This is a genomic window from Bifidobacterium sp. UTCIF-1 (assembly GCF_006408915.1).
In the GTDB taxonomy this organism is placed as follows: domain Bacteria; phylum Actinomycetota; class Actinomycetes; order Actinomycetales; family Bifidobacteriaceae; genus Bifidobacterium; species Bifidobacterium reuteri.
Map to the genome: position 1 here is coordinate 41912 of NZ_JFAG01000002.1, position 20702 is coordinate 62613.

25 protein-coding genes are annotated in these 20702 nt (G+C 59.2%); 6 read left to right on the forward strand and 19 right to left on the reverse strand.

The window, feature by feature from the left end:
- The 18 genes from rplF to BW09_RS01245 all read right to left on the reverse strand — a co-directional run bounded on the left by rplF (position 1) and on the right by BW09_RS01245 (position 9734).
- Positions 1–540: a 50S ribosomal protein L6 gene (gene rplF, locus BW09_RS01155; protein WP_140462799.1), complete on the reverse strand. Its 540-nt coding sequence runs from the start codon at positions 538–540 to the stop codon at positions 1–3.
- Positions 541–557: 17 nt separating this feature from the next.
- Positions 558–956 carry a 30S ribosomal protein S8 gene (gene rpsH / locus BW09_RS01160; RefSeq protein WP_003829896.1) on the reverse strand — a complete coding sequence of 133 codons (399 nt, stop codon included), beginning with the start codon at positions 954–956 and terminating at the stop codon, positions 558–560.
- A gap of 88 nt (positions 957–1044) precedes the next feature.
- Positions 1045–1230, reverse strand: a complete 186-nt coding sequence (locus tag BW09_RS01170; RefSeq protein WP_003814530.1) for a type Z 30S ribosomal protein S14 — start codon at positions 1228–1230, stop codon at positions 1045–1047.
- 1 nt (position 1231) lies between these two features.
- Positions 1232–1804 carry a 50S ribosomal protein L5 gene (gene rplE / locus BW09_RS01175; RefSeq protein ID WP_044089102.1) on the reverse strand — a complete coding sequence of 191 codons (573 nt, stop codon included), beginning with the start codon at positions 1802–1804 and terminating at the stop codon, positions 1232–1234.
- A complete protein-coding gene (gene rplX, locus BW09_RS01180; RefSeq protein ID WP_044089103.1) occupies positions 1801–2136 on the reverse strand; it encodes a 50S ribosomal protein L24 in 336 nt (111 codons plus the stop codon). The genes rplE and rplX overlap by 4 nt, the downstream gene beginning before the upstream one ends.
- A 1-nt stretch (position 2137) precedes the next feature.
- Entirely contained in the window at positions 2138–2506 is a 369-nt protein-coding gene (gene rplN / locus BW09_RS01185; RefSeq protein WP_044089104.1) for a 50S ribosomal protein L14, read from the reverse strand.
- Positions 2507–2599: 93 nt separating this feature from the next.
- A complete protein-coding gene (gene rpsQ, locus BW09_RS01190; protein ID WP_044089106.1) occupies positions 2600–2860 on the reverse strand; it encodes a 30S ribosomal protein S17 in 261 nt (86 codons plus the stop codon).
- Between the two features lie 2 nt (positions 2861–2862).
- Positions 2863–3114 carry a 50S ribosomal protein L29 gene (gene rpmC, locus BW09_RS01195; RefSeq protein ID WP_044089107.1) on the reverse strand — a complete coding sequence of 84 codons (252 nt, stop codon included), beginning with the start codon at positions 3112–3114 and terminating at the stop codon, positions 2863–2865.
- Entirely contained in the window at positions 3114–3533 is a 420-nt protein-coding gene (gene rplP, locus BW09_RS01200; RefSeq protein ID WP_044089109.1) for a 50S ribosomal protein L16, read from the reverse strand. The genes rpmC and rplP overlap by 1 nt, the downstream gene beginning before the upstream one ends.
- 6 nt (positions 3534–3539) lie before the next feature.
- Positions 3540–4343 carry a 30S ribosomal protein S3 gene (gene rpsC / locus BW09_RS01205; RefSeq protein ID WP_044089110.1) on the reverse strand — a complete coding sequence of 268 codons (804 nt, stop codon included), beginning with the start codon at positions 4341–4343 and terminating at the stop codon, positions 3540–3542.
- A 2-nt stretch (positions 4344–4345) separates the two neighbouring features.
- Complete coding sequence (rplV, locus tag BW09_RS01210; RefSeq protein ID WP_044089112.1) at positions 4346–4705, reverse strand: 50S ribosomal protein L22; 360 nt, start codon at positions 4703–4705, stop codon at positions 4346–4348.
- A gap of 16 nt (positions 4706–4721) precedes the next feature.
- On the reverse strand, positions 4722–5000 hold the full coding sequence (gene rpsS / locus BW09_RS01215) for a 30S ribosomal protein S19 (RefSeq protein WP_003814508.1): 279 nt from the start codon (positions 4998–5000) through the stop codon (positions 4722–4724).
- Between the two features lie 15 nt (positions 5001–5015).
- Complete coding sequence (gene rplB, locus BW09_RS01220) at positions 5016–5846, reverse strand: 50S ribosomal protein L2 (protein ID WP_044089113.1); 831 nt, start codon at positions 5844–5846, stop codon at positions 5016–5018.
- A gap of 36 nt (positions 5847–5882) precedes the next feature.
- A complete protein-coding gene (gene rplW, locus BW09_RS01225; protein ID WP_044089114.1) occupies positions 5883–6179 on the reverse strand; it encodes a 50S ribosomal protein L23 in 297 nt (98 codons plus the stop codon).
- A 5-nt stretch (positions 6180–6184) separates the two neighbouring features.
- Complete coding sequence (gene rplD, locus BW09_RS01230; RefSeq protein WP_044089115.1) at positions 6185–6844, reverse strand: 50S ribosomal protein L4; 660 nt, start codon at positions 6842–6844, stop codon at positions 6185–6187.
- 6 nt (positions 6845–6850) lie between these two features.
- On the reverse strand, positions 6851–7492 hold the full coding sequence (rplC, locus tag BW09_RS01235; protein ID WP_044089116.1) for a 50S ribosomal protein L3: 642 nt from the start codon (positions 7490–7492) through the stop codon (positions 6851–6853).
- A 16-nt stretch (positions 7493–7508) separates the two neighbouring features.
- Entirely contained in the window at positions 7509–7817 is a 309-nt protein-coding gene (gene rpsJ / locus BW09_RS01240; protein WP_003808013.1) for a 30S ribosomal protein S10, read from the reverse strand.
- A 963-nt stretch (positions 7818–8780) separates the two neighbouring features.
- The gene (locus BW09_RS01245) at positions 8781–9734 is read right to left on the reverse strand and encodes a hypothetical protein (protein WP_140462801.1); all 954 of its coding nucleotides are present in this window, start codon (positions 9732–9734) and stop codon (positions 8781–8783) included.
- 364 nt (positions 9735–10098) lie between these two features.
- Between BW09_RS01245 and budA the strand changes: the two genes are divergently transcribed.
- Positions 10099–10875, forward strand: coding sequence for an acetolactate decarboxylase (gene budA, locus BW09_RS01250; RefSeq protein WP_140462802.1), 777 nt, complete (start codon positions 10099–10101; stop codon positions 10873–10875).
- Positions 10876–11142: 267 nt separating this feature from the next.
- Positions 11143–12114 carry a YwiC-like family protein gene (locus tag BW09_RS01255; RefSeq protein WP_308810350.1) on the forward strand — a complete coding sequence of 324 codons (972 nt, stop codon included), beginning with the start codon at positions 11143–11145 and terminating at the stop codon, positions 12112–12114.
- Positions 12115–12348: 234 nt separating this feature from the next.
- On the opposite strand, the gene adhE is transcribed toward BW09_RS01255, so the two are convergent.
- On the reverse strand, positions 12349–15078 hold the full coding sequence (gene adhE, locus BW09_RS01260) for a bifunctional acetaldehyde-CoA/alcohol dehydrogenase (RefSeq protein WP_140462803.1): 2730 nt from the start codon (positions 15076–15078) through the stop codon (positions 12349–12351).
- Between the two features lie 526 nt (positions 15079–15604).
- On the opposite strand from adhE, the gene BW09_RS01265 reads away from it, so the two are divergent.
- From BW09_RS01265 to glgX, 4 genes are all read left to right on the forward strand, one after another.
- Positions 15605–16735: an ROK family transcriptional regulator gene (locus BW09_RS01265; protein WP_140462804.1), complete on the forward strand. Its 1131-nt coding sequence runs from the start codon at positions 15605–15607 to the stop codon at positions 16733–16735.
- 314 nt (positions 16736–17049) lie between these two features.
- Entirely contained in the window at positions 17050–17355 is a 306-nt protein-coding gene (locus tag BW09_RS01270) for a hypothetical protein (protein WP_181161723.1), read from the forward strand.
- Positions 17345–17659, forward strand: coding sequence for a hypothetical protein (locus BW09_RS01275; RefSeq protein ID WP_044089164.1), 315 nt, complete (start codon positions 17345–17347; stop codon positions 17657–17659). Before BW09_RS01270 ends, BW09_RS01275 begins: the two co-directional genes overlap by 11 nt.
- Before the next feature lie 206 nt (positions 17660–17865).
- Positions 17866–20478 (forward strand): glycogen debranching protein GlgX, encoded by a 2613-nt coding sequence (gene glgX / locus BW09_RS01280; RefSeq protein ID WP_140462805.1) that lies wholly within the window; start codon positions 17866–17868, stop codon positions 20476–20478.
- Positions 20479–20702: the final 224 nt, after the last annotated feature.

Consider the following 20702-nt stretch of genomic DNA (forward strand, 5'->3'; position numbering starts at 1 on the left):
TCACTTACCAGCCTTTCCAGCCTTGCGCAGGATGTGCTCGCCGGCGTACTTGACGCCCTTGCCCTTGTAAGGTTCCGGAGCGCGCAGCTTGCGGATGTTGGCGGCAACCTGGCCGACGACCTGCTTGTCAGTGCCCTCAACGACCACATGGGTCGGATCGGTGACCTTCAGCGTGATGCCTTCGGGCGGGTTGACGGTGATGGTGTGGGAGTAGCCGAGGAAGAACTCGATGCCCTTGCCCTTGGCGACGGCGCGGTAACCAGTGCCGACGATCTCGAGGGTCTTGGAGTAGCCATCGTGCACGCCCTTGACCATGCCGGCGATGATGGAACGAGCCAGACCGTGCTTGGCACGGGTCGGACGCAGGTCATCGGCCGGGGTGAGAATGATCTCGTTGCCTTCGACGACAGCGGAGATGCCTTCCGGAACCACGTAGGAGTCGGAACCCTTGGCACCCTTAGCCGAGAAGTTCTGACCGTCGATCTTGACTTCGACGCCAGCAGGGATGGCGACGGGGAGCTTACCAATATGCGATGCCATGTTTCAGCTCTCCTTTCTCACCACACGAAGGCGACAATCTCGCCGCCAATGCCTCGGTCGAGGCATTCCTTCTGAGTCAGCAGTCCCGAGGAGGTTGAGATGATAGCGATGCCCAGGCCACCGAGCGGCATCGGCAGGGAGTCGGACTTCGCGTAACGGCGAAGACCCGGCTTGGAGATGCGCTTGATGCCCTGAATGGAACGCTCACCGTTCGGACCGTACTTGAGGGTGACCTCAAGAGTCTGGCCGACCTTGGCTTCCTTGGCGGTGAAGTCCTTGATGTAGCCTTCACGCTTCAGGATCTCGGCGATGTTCGCCTTGAACTTCGAGTACGGCATATCCACGGTTTCGTGCTTGGCCGCGCTCGCGTTACGCAGACGCGTCAGCATGTCTGCGATCGGATCTGTCATTGTCATTTTGGGCTTCATGCCCTTTCTCGCCGTGGTTTCCGCCGCTGTTCCGCCCTCATGGGCGGAACGTGCCGCGGACCTTCAGCGTCGATGTTTACCAACTGGACTTCGTAACTCCGGGCAGCTCGCCGCGGTGGGCCTTCTCACGAAGGCAGATGCGGCACAGGCCGAACTTGCGGTAGACGGAGTGGGGACGACCGCAGACCTGGCAGCGCGTGTAAGCGCGCACCTTGAACTTCGGCTTGCCGGCCGCCTTGTTCTTAAGAGCGGTTTTTGCCATATCAGTTCTCCTTGAAGGGGAAGCCAAGGTGCTTCAGCAGAGCGTAGGCTTCCTTGTCGTCCTTGGTGGAGGTCACCACAGTGATATCCATGCCGCGCACGTGGTCGATCGCATCCGGATCGATTTCGTGGAACATGGACTGCTCGGTGAGACCAAAGTTGTAGTTGCCCTGGCCATCGAACTGGTGGCCGTTGATACCGCGGAAGTCGCGGATACGAGGCAGCGCCAGGGTCAGCAGACGATCCAGGAACTCCCACATACGGTCGCCACGCAGGGTGACGTACGCGCCGATGGCCTGGCCTTCGCGCAGGTGGAACTGAGCGACGGACTTCTTGGCCTTGGTGATCTTCGGCTTCTGGCCGGTGATCACAGTGAGATCCTTGACGGCACCTTCGATGAGCTTGGAGTCACGAGCTGCGGCACCAACGCCCATGGAGACGACGACCTTCTGGACACGAGCGACCTGCATCGGGTTGGAGTACTTGAACTCCTTCTCGAGCTCAGCGATGATCTGCTCGTTGTACTTGGCCTTCAAGCGCGGGGTGGCCGGCGCTTCGACAGTGGTATCGGTCATGCCAGCTCCTTTCCGGACTTCTTGGCGACGCGCACGCGCACGGTCTTCACCTTGCCGTCACGCGCCTCTTCCTTGATGGTGACACCCACGCGGGTAGGCTGCTTGGTCTCCGGATCGATGATCATCACGTTGGAGCGATGAATCGGAGCCTCGGTGGAGACAATGCCTGCCTGCTGGCCCTGCTGGGTGGCACGAACATGCTTCTTGACGATCTGAACGCCTTCAACGATCAGTCGGTCGTTCGGAAGCACACGCTTCACGGTGCCTTCCTTGCCGCGGTCCTTGCCACGGATGACCTTGACCAGATCGCCGCTCTTAATCTTGGCTACCATGTCAGATCACCTCCGGAGCGAGGGACACGATCTTCATGAACTTGTGCTCACGCAGTTCACGACCAACCGGTCCGAAGATACGAGTGCCCTTCGGTTCACGGCCGGAGCCGAGAATGACGGCGGCGTTCTCGTCGAACTTGATGTAGGAACCGTCCGTACGACGGGATTCCTTGACAGTGCGGACGACAACGGCCTTGACCACGTCGCCCTTCTTGACCGACCCGCCAGGAATGGCGTCCTTGACGGAGGCGACGATCACGTCGCCGATGCCGGCATAGCGTCGCTTCGATCCGCCGAGCACTCGGATGGCGAGGAGTTCCTTCGCACCCGTGTTGTCGGCGACATGAAGCCGCGTTTCCTGCTGAATCATTGATTCTCCTTAGCCGAGCTGGTTCTCCCCATTTACCGGGGCATCGTGGAGTCCATGATGCCCCGGTAAATGGCGAGCCTTGCCGAACTTTACTTACTTAGCGCGCTCGATAATGGATTCGAGACGCCAGCGCTTGGTCTTGCTCAAAGGCCGAGTTTCCATAATACTCACGAGGTCGCCAATGTGGGCGTCGTTGTGTTCATCATGGGCCTTGACCTTGCTGGTGGTACGAACGACCTTGCCGTAGAGCGGGTGGGTCGAACGATGCTCGAGCTCGACGGTAATCGTCTTGTCCATCTTATCGGACACGACGTAGCCGCGGCGAACCTTACGGGAGTTACGCTCTTCAGCCATAATCACTTCTCCTTGGATTCGGTAGCGGCCGGCTCCTGGCTGATGCCAAGCTGACGCTCGCGAAGCACGGTGTACATGCGGGCGATGTCGCGCTTGACGGCCTTGAGACGGGCAGTGTTGTCGAGCTGACCGGTCGCGTGCTGGAAGCGCAGGTTGAACAGCTCTTCCTTGGACTTCTTGAGGAAGCCTTCGATTTCCGCGTCGGTCTTCTCGTTCAGATTCTTGATGGAGTAATCAGCGGTACCGATAGCCATCAGATGTCACCACCTTCACGTGCGATAATGCGGCACTTCATCGGAAGCTTATCGATGGCGCGGCGCAGGGCCTCCTTGGCGATATCGTCAGAGACGCCACCGATCTCGAACATCACGCGACCAGGGCGGATGTTGGCGATCCAGAACTCGGGAGCACCCTTACCGGAACCCATTCGGGCGCCGAGAGCGTGCTTGGTCAGCGGACGATCCGGGAAGATCGTGATCCACACACGGCCACCGCGCTTGATGTAGCGGGTCATGGCGATACGTGCAGCCTCGATCTGACGGTTGGTCACGTAGGCCGGGGCGAGAGCCTGGATGCCGTAGTCACCAAAGTTGATCTCGTTGCCACCCTTGGACATGCCAGAACGCACGGGGCGGTGCTGCTTGCGGTACTTAGTCCTCTTGGGGATAAGCATTCTTGCTCACTCCTTCGTTTCTGCTGCAGGAGCGGCCTCGGCGGCAGGAGCTTCAGCCTTGGGGGCTGCGGACTGCTGCTGGGCGGCGGAACGGTTGCCACGGCGCGGACGACGATCGCCACGACGGCCAGGACGGTTGTTCTGCTGAGCCTGCTGCTCTTCGAACTCGGATTCGGTCATATCGCCCTTGTAGATCCACACCTTCACGCCGATACGGCCGTAGGTGGTGCGGGCCTCGAAGAAGCCATAATCGATGAGGGCGCGGAGGGTCTGCAGCGGAACGCGACCCTCGCGGGAGAACTCGGAACGGCTCATTTCCGCACCGCCGAGGCGGCCGGAGAGCTTGATGCGGATACCCTTGGCACCAGCGTGGATGGCGTCCTGCTGAGCCTTGCGCATGGCACGGCGGAAGGTGACGCGGTTGGTCAGCTGCTCTGCGATGCCCTGAGCGACGAGCTGGGCATCCAGCGCGGCGTTCTTGACTTCGAAGATGTTGAGCTGGACCTGCTTGCCGGTCAGCTTCTCGAGCTTGGCGCGGACCTTCTCAGCCTCGGCGCCACGACGGCCAATCACGATGCCCGGACGGGCGGTGTGAATGTCCACGCGGACGCGGTCACGGGTGCGCTCGATCACGATCTTGCTCACGCCAGCGCGCTCGAGGTCCTTGTTCATCTCCTTGCGGATCTGATCATCCTCGAGGACGAAGTCGCGGTAGCGTTCGCCGGGCTTGTTGGAGTCGGAGAACCACTTGGAGCGGTGGTTCTCGGTGATGCCCAGACGGTAGCCAAACGGATTGATCTTCTGACCCATCTTTAGCGGGCTCCTTCCTTGTTAGCCACAACGACCGTGATGTGAGAGGTGCGCTTGTTGATGCGAGCAGCACGGCCCTGGGCACGAGCGCGGAAGCGCTTGAGGGTCACGCCTTCATCAACAAAGGTCTCCTTGATGACCAGGTCGTTCTCGCGGAACGGCTCGCCGGCCTTGTCGGCCTTCACACGAGCGTTGGCGATGGCGCTCTCCAGGGTCTTGCGGACCGGCAGGGCCGCAGCCTGAGGGGCGAACTTCAAAATGGTGACGGCTTCGGTCGCCTTCTTGCCGCGGATGAGGTCGACCATGCGGCGAGCCTTGCGCGGCGTCACGCGGACGTGACGAGCGATTGCTTTAGCTTCCATGTTCTATTCCTTATCCTTAGCGGCGGGCCTTCTTGTCGTCCTTCACGTGACCCTTGAAGGTCTTCGTGGGGGCGAACTCACCCAGCTTGTGACCAACCATGGCCTCGGTGACGAACACCGGGACATGCTTACGACCGTCATGAACGGCGAAGGTGTGTCCGATGAAATCAGGAGTGATCATCGAACGACGGGACCACGTCTTGATGACGTTCTTGGTGCCCTTCTCGTTCTGCTCGTCGACTTTCTTCTGCAAGTGGGCGTCGACGAAGGGGCCCTTCTTGATGCTACGAGTCATCTTCTCGATACTCCCTTACTTGCGGTTCTTGCCAGACGGACGACGACGAACAATCATCTTGTTCGAAGCCTTCTTCGGACGACGAGTACGAACCTCGCCCTTGCCCCACGGGGAAACCGGCGGCTTGCCACCGCGGGTACGACCGCCGTGCGGGTGGTCGACCGGGTTCATGGACTCACCACGGGTAATCGGGCGCTTGCCCATCCAACGAGCACGACCAGCCTTGCCGAGCTGGATGTTGGCGTGGTCCTCATTGCCGACCTCGCCGACGGTTGCACGGCAGCGGGCGTCGACGTTGCGGATTTCGCCGGACGGCATACGCAGCTGGGCGTAAGCGCCATCCTTTGCGACGAGCTGGACGGAAGCACCGGCGGAGCGGGCGATCTTGGCGCCGCCCAGCGGCTTCAGCTCGATGGCGTGGACCACGGTACCGGTCGGGATGCTGTGCAGCGGCAGGTTGTTGCCCGGCTTGATATCGGCCTGGGCACCGGTCTCGATGACGTCACCCTGCTTGATGCCCTTCGGCGCAATGATGTAGCGCTTCTCGCCGTCTGCGAAGTGCAGCAGGGCGATACGAGCGGTACGGTTCGGATCGTATTCGATCTCAGCGACCTTTGCGGGCACGCCGTCCTTGTCCCAACGCTTGAAATCGATGAGACGGTACTGACGCTTGTGACCGCCGCCACGGTGGCGGGAGGTGATACGGCCGTAGGAGTTACGACCGCCGGTCTTGGACTTCTTGCGAAGAAGCGACTTCTCAGGCGTGGAGCGCGTCAGCTCGGAGAAATCCGAGACGGACGCGTTACGACGGCCTGCGGACGTCGGCTTGTAAACGCGGATAGCCATAATATAGTTCTTCCTTTAACTTTTCTCGGCTAGCCTTCAGTTGCCGAAGATGTCGATCGTCTGGCCCTCTGCCACGGTCACGATGGCGCGCTTCTGGGAAACACGCTGGCCGAAACCGGTGCGGGTGCGCTGCTTCTTGCCAGCGCGGTTGAGGGTGTTGACGTTCGTCACCTTGACCTTGAAGATCTCTTCAATTGCCTGCTTGATCTGGACCTTGTTTGCGTCCTTGGACACCACGAAGGTGTACTGGCCACGATCGGAATTGGCGTAGCTCTTCTCGGAGACGATAGGCTTCAGAATCACGTCATGTGCGGGCTTGTGAATAGCGACCATCGGAATCAGGCCTCCTTCGGCTCAGTCTTGGCAGCCACGAAAGCCTCGAAGGCTTCCTTGGTGAAGACCACGTACTGCGCGGTGACCACGTCATACGTGTTGAGCTGATCGACGAAAATCGGGTGAACGGTCGGGATGTTACGCACGGACAGCCACTCGTTGATGTTGTCGCGAGTGAAGACGACCGTGGTGAACTTGTCGGCGGTGATCGGGCTCAGCGCGGCGACGGCGGCCTTGGTGGACGGGGTATCGGTGATGCCGAAGTCCACAACGGCGATACGACCGGCGTTGGCGCGATCGGAAAGCACGTAGCGCAGGGCTGCGGCCTTCATCTTCTTCGGGGTGCGCTGCGAGTAATCACGCGGCTGAGGACCGAACACAGTGCCACCGTGGTACCACTGAGGAGCGCGGATGGAGCCCTGACGAGCACGACCGGTGCCCTTCTGCTTCCACGGCTTCTTGCCGCCGCCGGAAACCATGCCACGGGTCTTGGTGGCGTGGGTGCCCTGACGGGCAGCAGCGAGCTGAGCAATGACGACCTGGTGAATCAGCGGGACGTGAGCCTGCACGTCCTCGGCGGAAACGCCGAAGATCTCAGCAGGGGCCTCAACGGTACCAGCAGCCTGGCCCTTGGCGTCAGTGACGTTCAGAGTAACGTTTGCCATGGTTTATCAGGCTCCCTTCACAGCCGAACGGACGAGAACGATGCCGCCCTTGGGGCCCGGGATGGCGCCCTTGATGGCGAGGATGCCGTTCTCGACATCGGAGGAGATGACGGTCAAGTTCTGGGTGGTGGAGGTCACATGACCCATACGACCAGCCATACGCTTGCCCTTGAGGATACGGCCCGGGGTAGCGCATGCGCCCACGGAGCCAGGACGGCGCTCGTTCTTGTGAGAGCCGTGGGAACGACGGTAGGACTTGAAGCCCCAGCGCTTGATGGTGCCGGCGAAGCCCTTACCCTTGGTGGTACCGGTCACGTCGACTTCAGCACCTTCGGCGAACAGCTCGGCGGTCAGTTCCTGACCGGCCTCGAACTGGTCGACGTCGTCGGTGCGCACCTCAACGAGGTGACGACGCGGGGTGACACCGGCCTTGGCGAAGTGACCTGCCAGCGGCTTGGTCACCTTGGTCGGGTCGATGGCACCGTAACCGAGCTGAACGGCCTTGTAGCCGTCGGTCTCCTCGGTCTTGACGGCGGTCACCACGTTGGTGGACACGTCGACGAGAGTGACGGGCACGAAGAAGCCATTCTCGTCCCAGACCTGAGACATGCCGAGCTTCTTGCCCAGCAGAGCCTTGCGATTAGACATAATGCTTCCTCCTCCCTTACAGCTTGATCTCGATGTTGACGTCTGCAGGCAGATCGATGTGCATCAGGGAATCCACGGCCTTGGGGGTCGGGTCCACGATGTCGATGAGGCGCTTGTGAGTGCGCATCTCGAAGTGCTCGCGAGAATCCTTGTACTTGTGAGGAGAACGAATAACGACAAACACGTTCTTCTCAGTCGGCAGCGGAACCGGGCCAACAACCGTTGCGCCCGCGTTCGTCACCGTTTCGACGATTTTCTTCGCCGATTGGTCGATGACCTCATGGTCATAGGACTTAAGCCTGATGCGGATTTTCTGTCCCGCCATTGCCGTCCGCCCTTTCTAGCGATTCGTTGTAGTGTTTACCAACCTGCTTCATTAGGGCACCGGCGCGCATGGCCTCCCTTGGACATACGTCCTCTGGCGGTCATCCGACATCAGTGCGCGGCTTCTGGGTTTCACCCGAAAGTGCTCTCCAGTCCGCGCTCGCTTTTTTAATTCCAATTTGCGAGCCCAAATCAGGCAACTTGTTTATCTAAGCACCGAGGTAGGACTAATTGCGAACTCATGTATTCCGGCGTGTCGCCCTTGGATTCCTGACCATCATCTGGCCTCGAATCCCCTTGCACCTCACCGTTCTTCAGCCACACCACCCATCAACCTCTTCACCCCACCGTGCTTCTGCAACGCCCATCAAACGAATTATCAATCCCGCCCACACACCGACGTTCTGGGCATATACGTACTACAAGAAAGGTCCCATACCATGTTCTGGGCATATACGTATCTTGTAGACCTTGATTTTGCCGCCAGATGGTAGTTATATGCCCAGAATCTGCTTAATGACACGGTCATGCCCAGAATATCTAGTGGGTATATGCCCAGAATGGGATTGGAGCACCGACGAAGCCGGTTGGTGCCGATTACAAATGTCGCAATATGTCCAGAACTCTCTGATCAGCCCGACGACCAGGCCGTTCCTCCATGCCAACAGCCTGTCCTCAGCTCAACAAAGCCCTATGACCATCTACATGGCAAGACCTGAAGCCGGGCTGAACCGACCAATTGCCACATGTCCGCCAAGCCAACAATCCGACAATGCGACAGCCATGTCCAGTACAGTAACCCAAAAGCCATGATGGGCCCGGCAAGCCCCTCCCCACAGCTGCATCAGTCCTACGTCCCAACTGCAATCCGACAGCCGTGCAGTCCATCCGCCCGTCCTCCACCGCACAATTGCCGACCGCTCATCAATCTCTCTCACGGCACGGCACACCTACACAAACCCGCTCACATACTGCGTGGCACGCCAATCGACTCCAACTTTCGCACCAGTTGCGCCCTTTCCAGAGCTTCCCGGAACGAAAAGCGCACCATTCCTTTCACCACAAGTCGGATACGTTCCTCACGTTCCTTCTCCGCAATAATCGTTTCCGATAGATTCCCGTTGCGGAACATCGACCGGTCCTTATATTTCACACGTCCATCGAGCTCAGCCACAATGAGTCCGCCATGCTCGTCGCGCCAAGCAAAATCGACACGATAGACAGTGCACGCATTATATGGATCGACGATTGGTTCCTGCAGCAACGGCATCGCGAATCGTTCCTCCAACATGACACCCAGCGCATAGGCCTCGCCACCATTCTCTGTATCGCCCGTTGCCGGTGCCAACGCACGTAGTGCCACGTCCTTGTTCCACCCCGGCAAGGACTCGAAGCACCGCTCGAGTTCATCCTTGCTCATGACCCGTTCACGCAGCACGGCTTCAATAACTGCGAGCGCATCGGGGAACGACTGCTTTCGCGCGCAATCGAACACTGTCCGAGGCAGAGGGGTGACACGAACGCCGTCGACCATCTCAAACCGGTCATCACGTATGTGATGATGACGCACTTTGCCGTAATCATGAACATGACGATTATCAATGGTGCGAATATGAATCAAATCCATATGCCGTGTCGCCGTATTGATGCCGTACACGGCAGCGGCGGTCATCCCACAGAAAATCCATTGCGGATGCAATCTCGCCAACGAGCGCACCACATGAAGATACCTGTTTCGAGCGTCCAATTGGGCCCAATAATCTGGTCGCGCATACAAACCCGGATAGGCGCATAGCAGATCGCCGAGTTTGGCGCGGCGAAGAAGCACTCGTCGCGATGTATCCGATTCACCCCATACGCATAGTCGCTGCCGTTGCGCTTCATCCAGGCGCCGATCCAGATCCTTGTTCCGTCTCATACACCGACGCTAAGCAATGACGGATATGGCTGTCCAGCCGAACCGACCTATGTGGTTCCAGCTTGCCGAGTTATCCACATTCGTGTGCGAAAGCGACGCAGTATGACTGGAACACGGCGAGGGTGACGCGGGTCTATGTAGACAAGGCTTGTGTTGCCTCGCCTACGCAGGTGAGGCAACACAGCGACTGTACAGGCGAAGGTTACGCAGGTGCAATCTACGCAGGTGAGGCCACGTGGACGGAGACAATACGAAAACACAACGGAAACAGGGCGAGCGGGAACGAAGCGACGTGGCGGATGTCACAGCAGGGATCTCGGGACAAGGATTGTGGGTCAGGACACGGCCAATTATCGTGGGTGCTGTGACACAATCACTGGCCAAGAACATCCGCCCTATCACCGATCACGGCGCAAACGTGCTGTATCAGCACGGCACACTCGCGTTGCTCGTACCCGGCCTGCTGGAGGGCACCACCACCATTGGCGAACTGCTCGAGCACGGCGACACCGGCATCGGCACCGGCGAAGGACTGGACGGCGAACTCATCATCCTCGATGGTGTCGCATACAAGATAGGCCAGACCGGCGTGGCCGAACGGGTCCCGGACGATTTCACCATGCCGTTCGCCAATTCTCATCGTGCCGCATTCCAGTACCAGTGCGAGCGCGAGGACATCGGCCTCAAAGAGCTCAATGACCGCATCGTCGAGGCCAACGGCCGAGCCAATACGTTCTTTTCTGTGATTGTGCACGGGACGTTCAGCTTCGTCAAGACTCGTGCCGTGATCAAACAGCAGGCACCGTATCCTACGCTGCTCGAGGTGGCGGACCGGCAGGCCATCTTCCTCAGACATGATGTGACCGGCACCATGCTGGGCTACTTCTCCCCCATGATGTTCCACGGGGCCGCCGTGGCCGGATTCCATGAGCATTTCCTCTCCGATGACCACACCTTCGGCGGCCATGTGCTTGACGCGGTACTCGGCAGGGGGAAGATATACAGTCAGGTGTTCGACACGCTGGTGACGCATCTTCCTGTGGACGACCCCAATTACCGCAATCACGACTTCAGCCAAGATAATATCGGCGAGGCGATCACCAGCGCCGAAGGTGACACGCACGCGGATCATTCCGCCTAACGGGCACGCCAGCCATTCCGCCTAACGGGCACGCCAGCCATTCCGCCTAATGAGGGTCGGCACAGCCACAGCATCCGCGAGCTGCAACATCCGCAAGGCACAGTCGATGATGGTATGTATCCGTCGACCACCCCTATGAACCCGCCGATTACCCAGTAACCCGGCAATCAACCCGCTCAATCCAGCAATCCAGCAATTCCAGCAAACCGAATCTGTTGCACCCGGCGAATCTGTTGCACCCGGGGTTGAATTGATACCTTTATATATATGAGCGAGCACTCCTCCCCACATCCGCAGTCCAACGACGTCATCAGGCAATCATCGGTGGCTTCCGTTCGCAATACCCCCCTGCAACGTTCGGACAGTGCTTCCCAATCCCATTCCAGTGCCGCCATGCAGGCCGAGCGCACTTCACGGCGACGCCGCACCACACTGCGCGATTGGATTCCCGACCAGCCCGGCGCATGGGTCATGGCCTTGGCTCCCGCACTCGCCGGAGCAATATGCGGCACGGCCGCGGCAGTGACACGATCATCCGCCCAGTCAGGTTTCGCTGTGACTGCAGCCGGCTGGTGGGTTCTGGCGTGTTGGGCTCTGTGCTACTGCCTGGAGTTCACGACCGCACGCTGGCTGAAATCCCATTGCGCATCGCGCTATCTGCCCCCGGCACTCGGCTACGGCATTGCGCTTGCCGTCGTAGGGTTGCCATTCCTGATCACGCACGTCGATGTGCTCGTATGGGCTCCCGTGTATGTGGTATTGGCGGTTGTGGCATTCGCCGGCGCATGGTTTCACCGTGAACGGTCGCTTTGGGCCAATGCGGCAGCGGTGGTTGCCGCCAGCCTGATGTCAATGATCACATTCCACTATTCCGCGCATTCGCCCAGTATTCCGCACGTCTCGCTGCCAGGGCTGGTGCTCGCGCTCTATTTCGCCGCAACCCAGTTCGGCTCGGTGCTGTTCGTGAAGACGATGATTCGGGAACGCGGCAAACGCTCGTATGTCGTCGCCTCCTGGCTGTGGCATGCCGCGCTGCTGGCTTGGCTTATCCCCGCGAATCGCAGTCCCTATCTGGTGATTATGGGGGTGGTTCTGCTCGCGCGCGCAATCGCGCTGCCATTGGTCGCCCGCACACAAACCATAAAGCCCGTGATCGTCGGCATCACGGAGTGTTTCGCCAGCATTATCGCTTTCGGCTGCATCCTCGGCAATGCGCTGATGTATATCCCGCATATCTGATGGCCCCACGATGTAGGGACTATCCCACGTTGTAGGGATGCAACAATGCGAATTGGCGGTATGATGCCATTTTGCGTTATAACACCATGGGGAAATCCCTACACCATGGGATGCAACATGGGATGACCCATAACGACAACGGCTGAGGGGAGCCGCGGAACAATCGCCGCGACTCCCCTCAGCCGTTATGGTTTTGTTATCAGATTCTCCGTCGGACTCTCAGAGCCGCCGTCCTCAGACGCGCTCAGAGGCTTCCTCGGTGGCCGCCTCGCCCTCGCGGTCGACACGAATCTGGTGGCCTTCGGCCTGGCTGACGCCGTAGTAGGCCGCGATGGCGATGTCCTTCATGTCGTTGATCAGCGGGATGCGCGGGTTGGCCGGGGTGCACTGGTCCTCGTAGGCGCGCATGCCGATCTGGTCGAGGACGCTCCAGAAGTAGTCCTCGTCCACACCGCAATCCTTGAAGCTCTTGTTCATGCCGAGCTTGTTGTCGCGGTAATCCTCAACGGCCTTGGCCAGGTTCTCGACGGCCTCGGCCGGCGTCTTGCCGGTGTCGATGCCGAGGTTACGGGCGATGTCGCGGTAGCGCTCCGGAGCCACGTACTTGCTGTACTTCGGCCAGGAGGTTGGTTCCTCCGGAATCTGGCCGTTGTAACGGATCACGTACGGCAGCAGGATAGAGTTCGTGCGGCCGTGGGCGATGTGACAGAGCGCGCCGATGGTGTGGGCCATTCCGTGGCACATGCCGAGGAACGCGGAGCCGAATGCCATGCCGGCCATCGTGGCCGCGTTGTGCATCTTCTCCTGTGCCTCGGTCTTGGCCAGACCCGGCTCACCATTGACGGACTCGGCCAGGTTGTCCCAGATGAGCTTGGCCGCGTGCAGTGCCATGCCGTCGGTGAAGTCGTTCGCGTACACGGACACGTATGCCTCGAAGCTGTGGGTCAGCGCGTCGAAGCCGGCGTCGGAGGCGAGCTTACGCGGCTGGGTGCGGGCGAGCACCGGGTCGACGATCGCCACGGACGGGGTCAGTGCGTAGTCGGTAATCGGGTACTTGTACCCGGTCTTGTGGTCGGTGATCACGGCGAACGGCGTGACCTCAGAACCGGTGCCGGAGGAGGTCGGGATGCACACCAGCTTGGCCTTCTTGCCCAGCGGCGGGATCTTGAACGCGCGCTTGCGGATGTCGAAGAACTTCTCGCGCACGTCGGAGAACGCGATTTCCGGGTGCTCGTACAGCAGCCACATGATCTTGGATGCGTCCATCGGGGAGCCACCGCCGACCGCGATGATGGTGTCGGGCTCGAACTCCTCGCGCATCATCTCGGCGCCCTTCTCGACGGTCTCGACGGAGGGCTCCGGCTCCACGTAGTCGATGATGCGGAAGGTCACGTTGTTGGAGCGGGCGCGCAGCTGGTCGATGATCTTGTCGACCACACCGAGCTGCTCCATGACCTTGTCGCACACGATGACGGCCTTCTCGATGCCGTACATGTCGCGCAGGTACTTGATGGCGTTCGGCTCGAAGTAGGTCTTCGGCGGGATCTTGAACCACTGCATGTTGTTGTTCCTCCGGGCGATGCGCTTGATGTTGACGAGGTTCACGGCCTGCACGTTGCCCGAAACGCTGTTGCCGCCGTAGGAGCCACAGCCCAAGGTCAGCGACGGGGCGATGGCGTTGTAGATGTCGCCGATGCCGCCGAGGGAGCTCGGCTGGTTCCAGATGATGCGGCATGCGTGCATGCGGACGCCGTACTCACGCACCAGCTCCTGGTTGTTGGTGTGGATGGCGGCGGTGTGGCCTGCGCCCAGCTTGAGCATCTGCTCGCACATCTCGAAAGCCTGCTCCTTGTTGTCGGCCTTGAGGACGGCCTGCACCGGGGCGAGCTTCTCGTGGGTCAGCGGCTCGTTGTCGGAGACCTCCTTGCATTCGGCGGCGAGGATGGTGGCGTCGGCCGGAATCTCGAAGCCAGCGGCCTTGGCGATGAACTGCGGGGACTTGCCCGGAACCACGGAGTTGAGCTTCGGGGTCTGGCCGGAACCGGCAGTGCAGCCGAACATGTACTGCTCGAGCTTGGCCTTCTCGTCTGCGTTCACGAAGTAGGCCTTGCGAGTCTTGAGCTCCTTGACCAGCGCATCATACACGTCCTTGTGGGCGATGATCGCCTGCTCGGTGGCGCAGATCATGCCGTAGTCGAAGTGCTTGGACAGCACCAGGTCGTTGGCGGCGCGCACGATGTCCACATCGGAATCCACATAGGCCGGGGCGTTGCCCGCACCCACGCCCAGGGCGGGCTTGCCGGACGAGTACGCGGCCTTGACCATGCCCGGACCGCCGGTCGCCAGGATCGTGGCCACGCCCGGGTGCTTCATCAAAGCGCCGGTGGCCTCGATGGACGGGTGTTCGATCCACTGGATGCAGTTGGCCGGGGCGCCTGCCTCAATCGCGGCGTCACGCACGATGCGCGCGGCCTCAACGGAGCACTTCTGCGCGCCCGGGTGGAAACCGAAGACAATCGGGCAACGGGTCTTCAGAGCAATCAGGGACTTGAAGATGGCGGTGGACGTCGGGTTGGTGACCGGGGTCACACCAGCGACCACACCCACCGGCTCAGCCACTTCGTCGATACCCATCACGTCATCTTCACGGATGATACCCACGGTCTTCTGACCGGCCAGGTAGTTCGTCACGTGCTCGCACGCGAAGATGTTCTTCGTGGCCTTGTCTTCCACGAGGCCACGTCCGGTCTCGTCAACGGCCATCTTGGCGAGTACCAGATGCTTGTTCAGTGCGGCAATGGATGCCTTGGCAACGATGCGGTCAACCTGCTTCTGATCCAGATCCTCGAATGCAATCAACGCCTTCTGCGCTTTTTCGACCAGCGCATTGACCTCAGCCTCAGCTGCGGCCTGCTTCTCTTCCGGGGTCGGCTTGGTGGCTTCGACCTTCTTTGCTTCTGCCAATTTGGGTCCTCCTCGATCTTTCTTGGGGTTGGTTGGCAAAGTATTCTGTTCTGTCATGCACCGTCCGGGCCGCCACGCCGATACATCCGAAGTGGCCTGCATAGATCGACATCTACGCACCCTAACGCGCACCGTCACAGTCACTGTGACCTGAGTCACAATATACCGAAGACGTTTATGGTCTGCATACGCACAAAATCAACGGCGTTTCATGATTATTAATGATATATTTTTGTGCAATACTGTGATATCTACTTAACAATTTCGCACTTTTCTTGCTTTTTTGATGTACTTTGTTTGCTTTTTTAGCAAAATCACAACCCTACTCACACATCATCTCGCCAACTTATAGAAGATTCTTTTCCATAAGTTGCCACTTGGAGCAGCTTTTATGAAATAAATTTTCCAAAAGTTCGTTGACGAGTTGGAAATACAAGGAATTCCCATGCCATCAATCTCAGATTGCGGCCATCGCGGACTTTTATCAAGTACACTGTTATATGTCTCATCTCACAAAGGGGTAATCATGAGGGCAATGCCGGCGACCGCGTTGAAGACGCACAATCGTAATGCCATGGCTCAATACCTCTATGAGCATCGAAACGCCACCAAGCAGGACTTGGAGCGCGACCTGGGACTGAGTCTGCCCACCATCACCCAGAACCTGCGCGCGCTGGAGAACGACGGCTTGATCCGCAAAGGCAATCTGCAGGACTCCACTGGCGGACGAAAAGCGCAGACGTACGAGTTCGACCCGAACCATCGCACCGCCATCGGTGCAGTGATGCGAGCCAACGAACTGCGCCTGTGCGCCATCAACCTGTACGGCAAGGTCATCGACAGTCGTATCGAATCGGCACCGTACCGAAACACCAACGTCTACTATCAGCGCATCGGCGACATCATCAACGCCTTCGCCGCCGACTTGGAGCGCCGTTACGGCGCGGTATTGGGCGTCTCATTCGCCATCCAAGGCATTCTCTCGCCCGACGGCACGACCATCACCTTCGGCACCATCATGGGCAACACCGGTCTTACTTTGGAGACCCTCAGCCAATCCATCCACTGCCCGTGCATGATGATCCACGACTCGGACGCCTCCGCCATGGCCGAACTCTGGTTCGACCCCACGCTCACCGACGCGGTGTGCGTATATCTGGAGCGACGCCCCGGCGGAGCGGTCATCGTGGATGGCAAGCTCTATCAGGGGCCCAACCAATGCAACGGCACTATCGAGCATATGACGCTGGTGCCGGATGGACGGCCATGCTATTGCGGGCAGCGCGGGTGCATGGACGCCTACTGCTCACTGGAGACCCTGCCCGAGGATTACGAAAGCATCCCCGGCTTCTTCAGCGTGCTTGAACAGGGCGAGCGCCACCACCGCGAACGCATGAACGCATGGCTCAACTATGTGGCGCAGGCCATCGTGAACGCGCGTTCGATCATCGCCGGCGACGTGATCATCGGAGGCGAAGCCGCACAACATCTTACCGACGAGGACATCGAGATCCTGCGCAGCCGTATCGTCGGGCGCAGCCCGTTCGGCACCGACCATTTCACGCTGCGCACCAGCTATTGTGCCGAAGACCAGAACATCATCGGCGCCGCGCTGCGATTCGTGGAGGCATATCTCACTGACATCCAGGTCAAATGAGCGGTTATTTGTGAGCTACTGGGCCATGGCCTAATCACAGAGCGGCACAAAGCATAAGGTATAGCCGCAGTCTGGCTGCGTCCCGTTGAAAAGCATACGCATCCGAACTGCATCCAAACAGCACTGCACTCGATAAAACTCACCATCAAGCATCGATGTGGATAACTCTGGAAGCTGGAACCACATGGGCCGGTTCAGCTGGACATGCCTTGATTGGTCCCACTACGCTCAAACCACCGAGCAGGTTATCAACAAAGGAGTTGACGCAAGTGGGGTTGCCAAGTAGATTTGTGTATATCGACGGGGAAGATCCAGTGATTCTTCCATCGGCACATCGTGAGAGCAAACACGGGGAACCGCCGATCGCCGACAGCGACATTCTCCATGTCTATCGACATGGCATCGAGGTCGCTGTGAACGATCGGCGTATTCCTCCCACCCATGTCCTTGTGGGCACCGGAGCTTCAGGCGCGGTTCTCTATGAAATTGGCGTAATCGAACGCCAATGGATTCCAGGCATGGACGAACACGTCATCGTGCACGCCATGCGCGCACGGCTGTCCTATGAAATGAAATGGCTGCTGCTGCAGTACCACGAAGGTGATGGACATGAGATTTGAAGACTATACGCCCGAAATGCAGGCGAAATTACGGGCAATAGGCAACGCCGCCGCCGATGCGGTCGAAGCACAGGATTCCCCTTCACTGGGAGATCCTGAAAACGATCCGAACTTCTCCCCGGAGCTTGAGCTCAGCAGGCTTCTGAATCGTCGTCGAACGGAGCTGAAAGCAATCGATGACAGCATCACGCGCATGGTTCTGCTCATGCACCGCAGAGGACAATCATGGGAGACCATAGGCCGAAAGCTTGGCATCACCGGGGAGGCTACGCGATTGCGATACGCCAAACTGGAACGTCAATAGCCGACAGTCAAATACCCGTGTAATGAGTCGTATAATGAACCGAAAGCTTGAAATCCCAGAAGACACCGTCATTGGGCGACTTTGACAACAGCTGTAAAGCCTCCTGAATTCTGTCACCGAGAAAGTCCTGGGCCTCTTCAAGCTTCATCTCACGGGTGAGAAGGAAGTGGAGCAGCGCTCACAGGCACGGCATCTACAATGGGGGTATGAGAAATCCACCGTTGCATCGTTATGCCACTCGTCCCGGCCTGTACTTCACCGATGATGGCGGCGCTGACGTCATAGTCCGCTCCGAGACCGCAGGGCAGGTATGGCTGTGCGTGCTTGAGCCGGTCGACAAACCCAGCGCGTTCTTCCAAGATGCGATTCGTCTGTTCTCGGACCCGGGCGTCTCCTTCATCCAGCAGATCCATGAGTTCCCGGTGTGCACCCGCATCATCGAGCACCTGTATCTCCGGGAGACACTGTTCCGCATGAACGGCCCCAATTACGGCCTATGGTACGTACATCTGCCCAAAGCCTGGGACGGCATGCAATACGGGTACCGCGTGGATGGCGCATGGGACCCCAAACATGGCGTGCGTTTCAACCCATACAAATTCCTGCTCGACCCTTACGGCAAAGGCATCGAAGGCAGCATGGAGCTTGATCCGGCGGCGTTCTCCTACCAATGCGAAGTGCATGACCGCAAGGTCGTCGGATCGGCATACGGAGCGATGAGCACCATCGATTCACTGGGCCATGTACCGGTGTCCGTGGCCATCGACGACCGCGACATCCACAAGCATGAGGGCGATCCGGGGCATCCGCATGTACCGTGGCGGAAAACCGTGATCTACGAGATGCACGTCAAGGGCTTTACGGCCAACGCTCCGTGGCTGCCCGAGGAACTGCGGGGCACCTATGCCGGGCTCGCCCATCCGGTCACCTTGGCGTATCTGCAGAACCTCGGCGTCACCACCATAGAACTATTGCCCATCCAAGCCAAACAGGACGAACTCTTCCTTCAGGAACACGGTCGCAAGAACTACTGGGGATACTCAACCCTGAGCTACTTCTCCCCCGAACCCTCGTACGCCACCAAGGCTGCGCAAGAGCACGGGGCGGGAGCCGTGCGCCAAGAAGTCATCGACATGGTCCGGGCCCTGCACGAAGCCGGCTTCGAAGTCATCATGGATGTGGTGTACAACCACACCTGCGAGGGCGGTGTCGAAGGTCCGACCGTCTGCTGGCGCGGATTGGATGATCTGGCGTATTACCGCCACCAGAAGTCCAATGTCGGGCGTCTGGAGGACACCACCGGCTGCGGAAACACCTTCGATTTCACCAATACCCATGTGGTCACGTTTGCGGTGGATTCGCTGCGGTACTGGGCCAAGCGCATAGGCATCGACGGCTTCCGTTTCGACCTGGGCGTCTCGTTGGCACGCCTCAACGGCGAGTTCACCCCGCATCACCCGTTCCTGTACGCGTTGCGGTCCGATCAGCTGCTCGGCAACCTCAAGCTCATCATGGAGCCGTGGGATCTGGGCAATCTTGGCTGGCGCACCGGGCAGTTCGGCATCCCGTTCGCCGAATGGAACGACCGGTTCCGCGATACCACGCGCACATTCTGGCTGGAGGATGTGGACGGCAGCATGGAATACGGACGGACCAGTCTGCAAGAGATGGCCACGCGCATGTGCGGCTCGGCGGATATGTTCGCCACCGACCCGGGACGAGGCGCCACGGCATCCATCAACTTCGTGGCCTGCCATGACGGCTTCACGCTTACAGACCTGACACGGTACCGCACCAAGCACAACGAAGCAAACGGCGAAAACAACAACGACGGTTCCTCAGTGAACCATTCAGCCAACTTCGGCGTGGAAGGCGTGACCGACGAACCGGAGATCATCGCCGCACGGGAGCAGGCCGCCATGAACATGACGGGCACCATGCTGCTTTCGCTCGGCACGCCGATGATGCTCGCCGGCGACGAATTCCGCAATACGCAGAACGGCAACAACAACGCCTACTGCCAGGACAACGAACTGACCTGGATGAACTGGGATTGGCTGTATTCCCCGTACAAGACCCGCGAGATGCGGCGCTTGGAAACGGTCTCGAGGCTTATCTCGCTGCGCAAATCGCTTGACCTGTACCATCATGAGGACTTCTTCACGCGATTGACGCAGATCGGACTGTTCAAGCCATCCGACCGCGTCAAATGGTTCCTTCCCGACGGATCCTCCCCGAAGGAACGCGATTGGTTCGATCTGAGCACCCGCGGTTTCACCATGCGACTGCTGTCCAACACCGAGGTCGACGTCTGCATCGTGGTCAACGGCGTGGCCGAGAACCGTGACTTCCGGCTTCCTGACGACAGCACATGGATTCCCAAGTGGTGTTCCGCCGAAGTCAATGGATTGTGGCCGGGTCAGGGCGGTCATATCGGCACCGAAAAGGATAACGAGGAAATCAGCGTCTGGATGCAGCATGTGCAGAACGCCAATGAAATCGTCAGACGTCTGGCTGAGGAGGCGCAAACCCACAAGGCCGATGCCGCAGGCATCGCCGGATTCGACATCGTCGACAACAGCGCGGCGCACGGTGGCACCACAATCGCCGGTGATGCGGCAGCAGTCAACGCTGCGGCGGCAAACGGAAGCCCACGTATATCCCCCAATATCACCTTGTATAGGGCGGACAATGTCAGCGACAGCGGGGACATCGACAGCACTGCTGCCGAGAAGGTCCCCGGTGAGAACAGCGCGATCGATCCTCACAATGTATGGACTATGCCGGCGATGTCCATCACGCTGATGAAACAGGTGTGAGAAGCGGCAACGGGATTGGCCACAGCACAGGCCACACATAAGGCAGTGTGCCGACAGGACGGTCCAGTCTGTCGGCGCACTGGCTCAGTACTAGTGGTCTATCTGGTAAATAATTGAGGGATTCAGTTTTTCTCTCCCCCAGTCAGCTTCGCTGACAGCCCCCTCGTCAGAGGGGGCCAGCACCACTCAACCAATTACGAGACAGACCACTAGCACATATACCG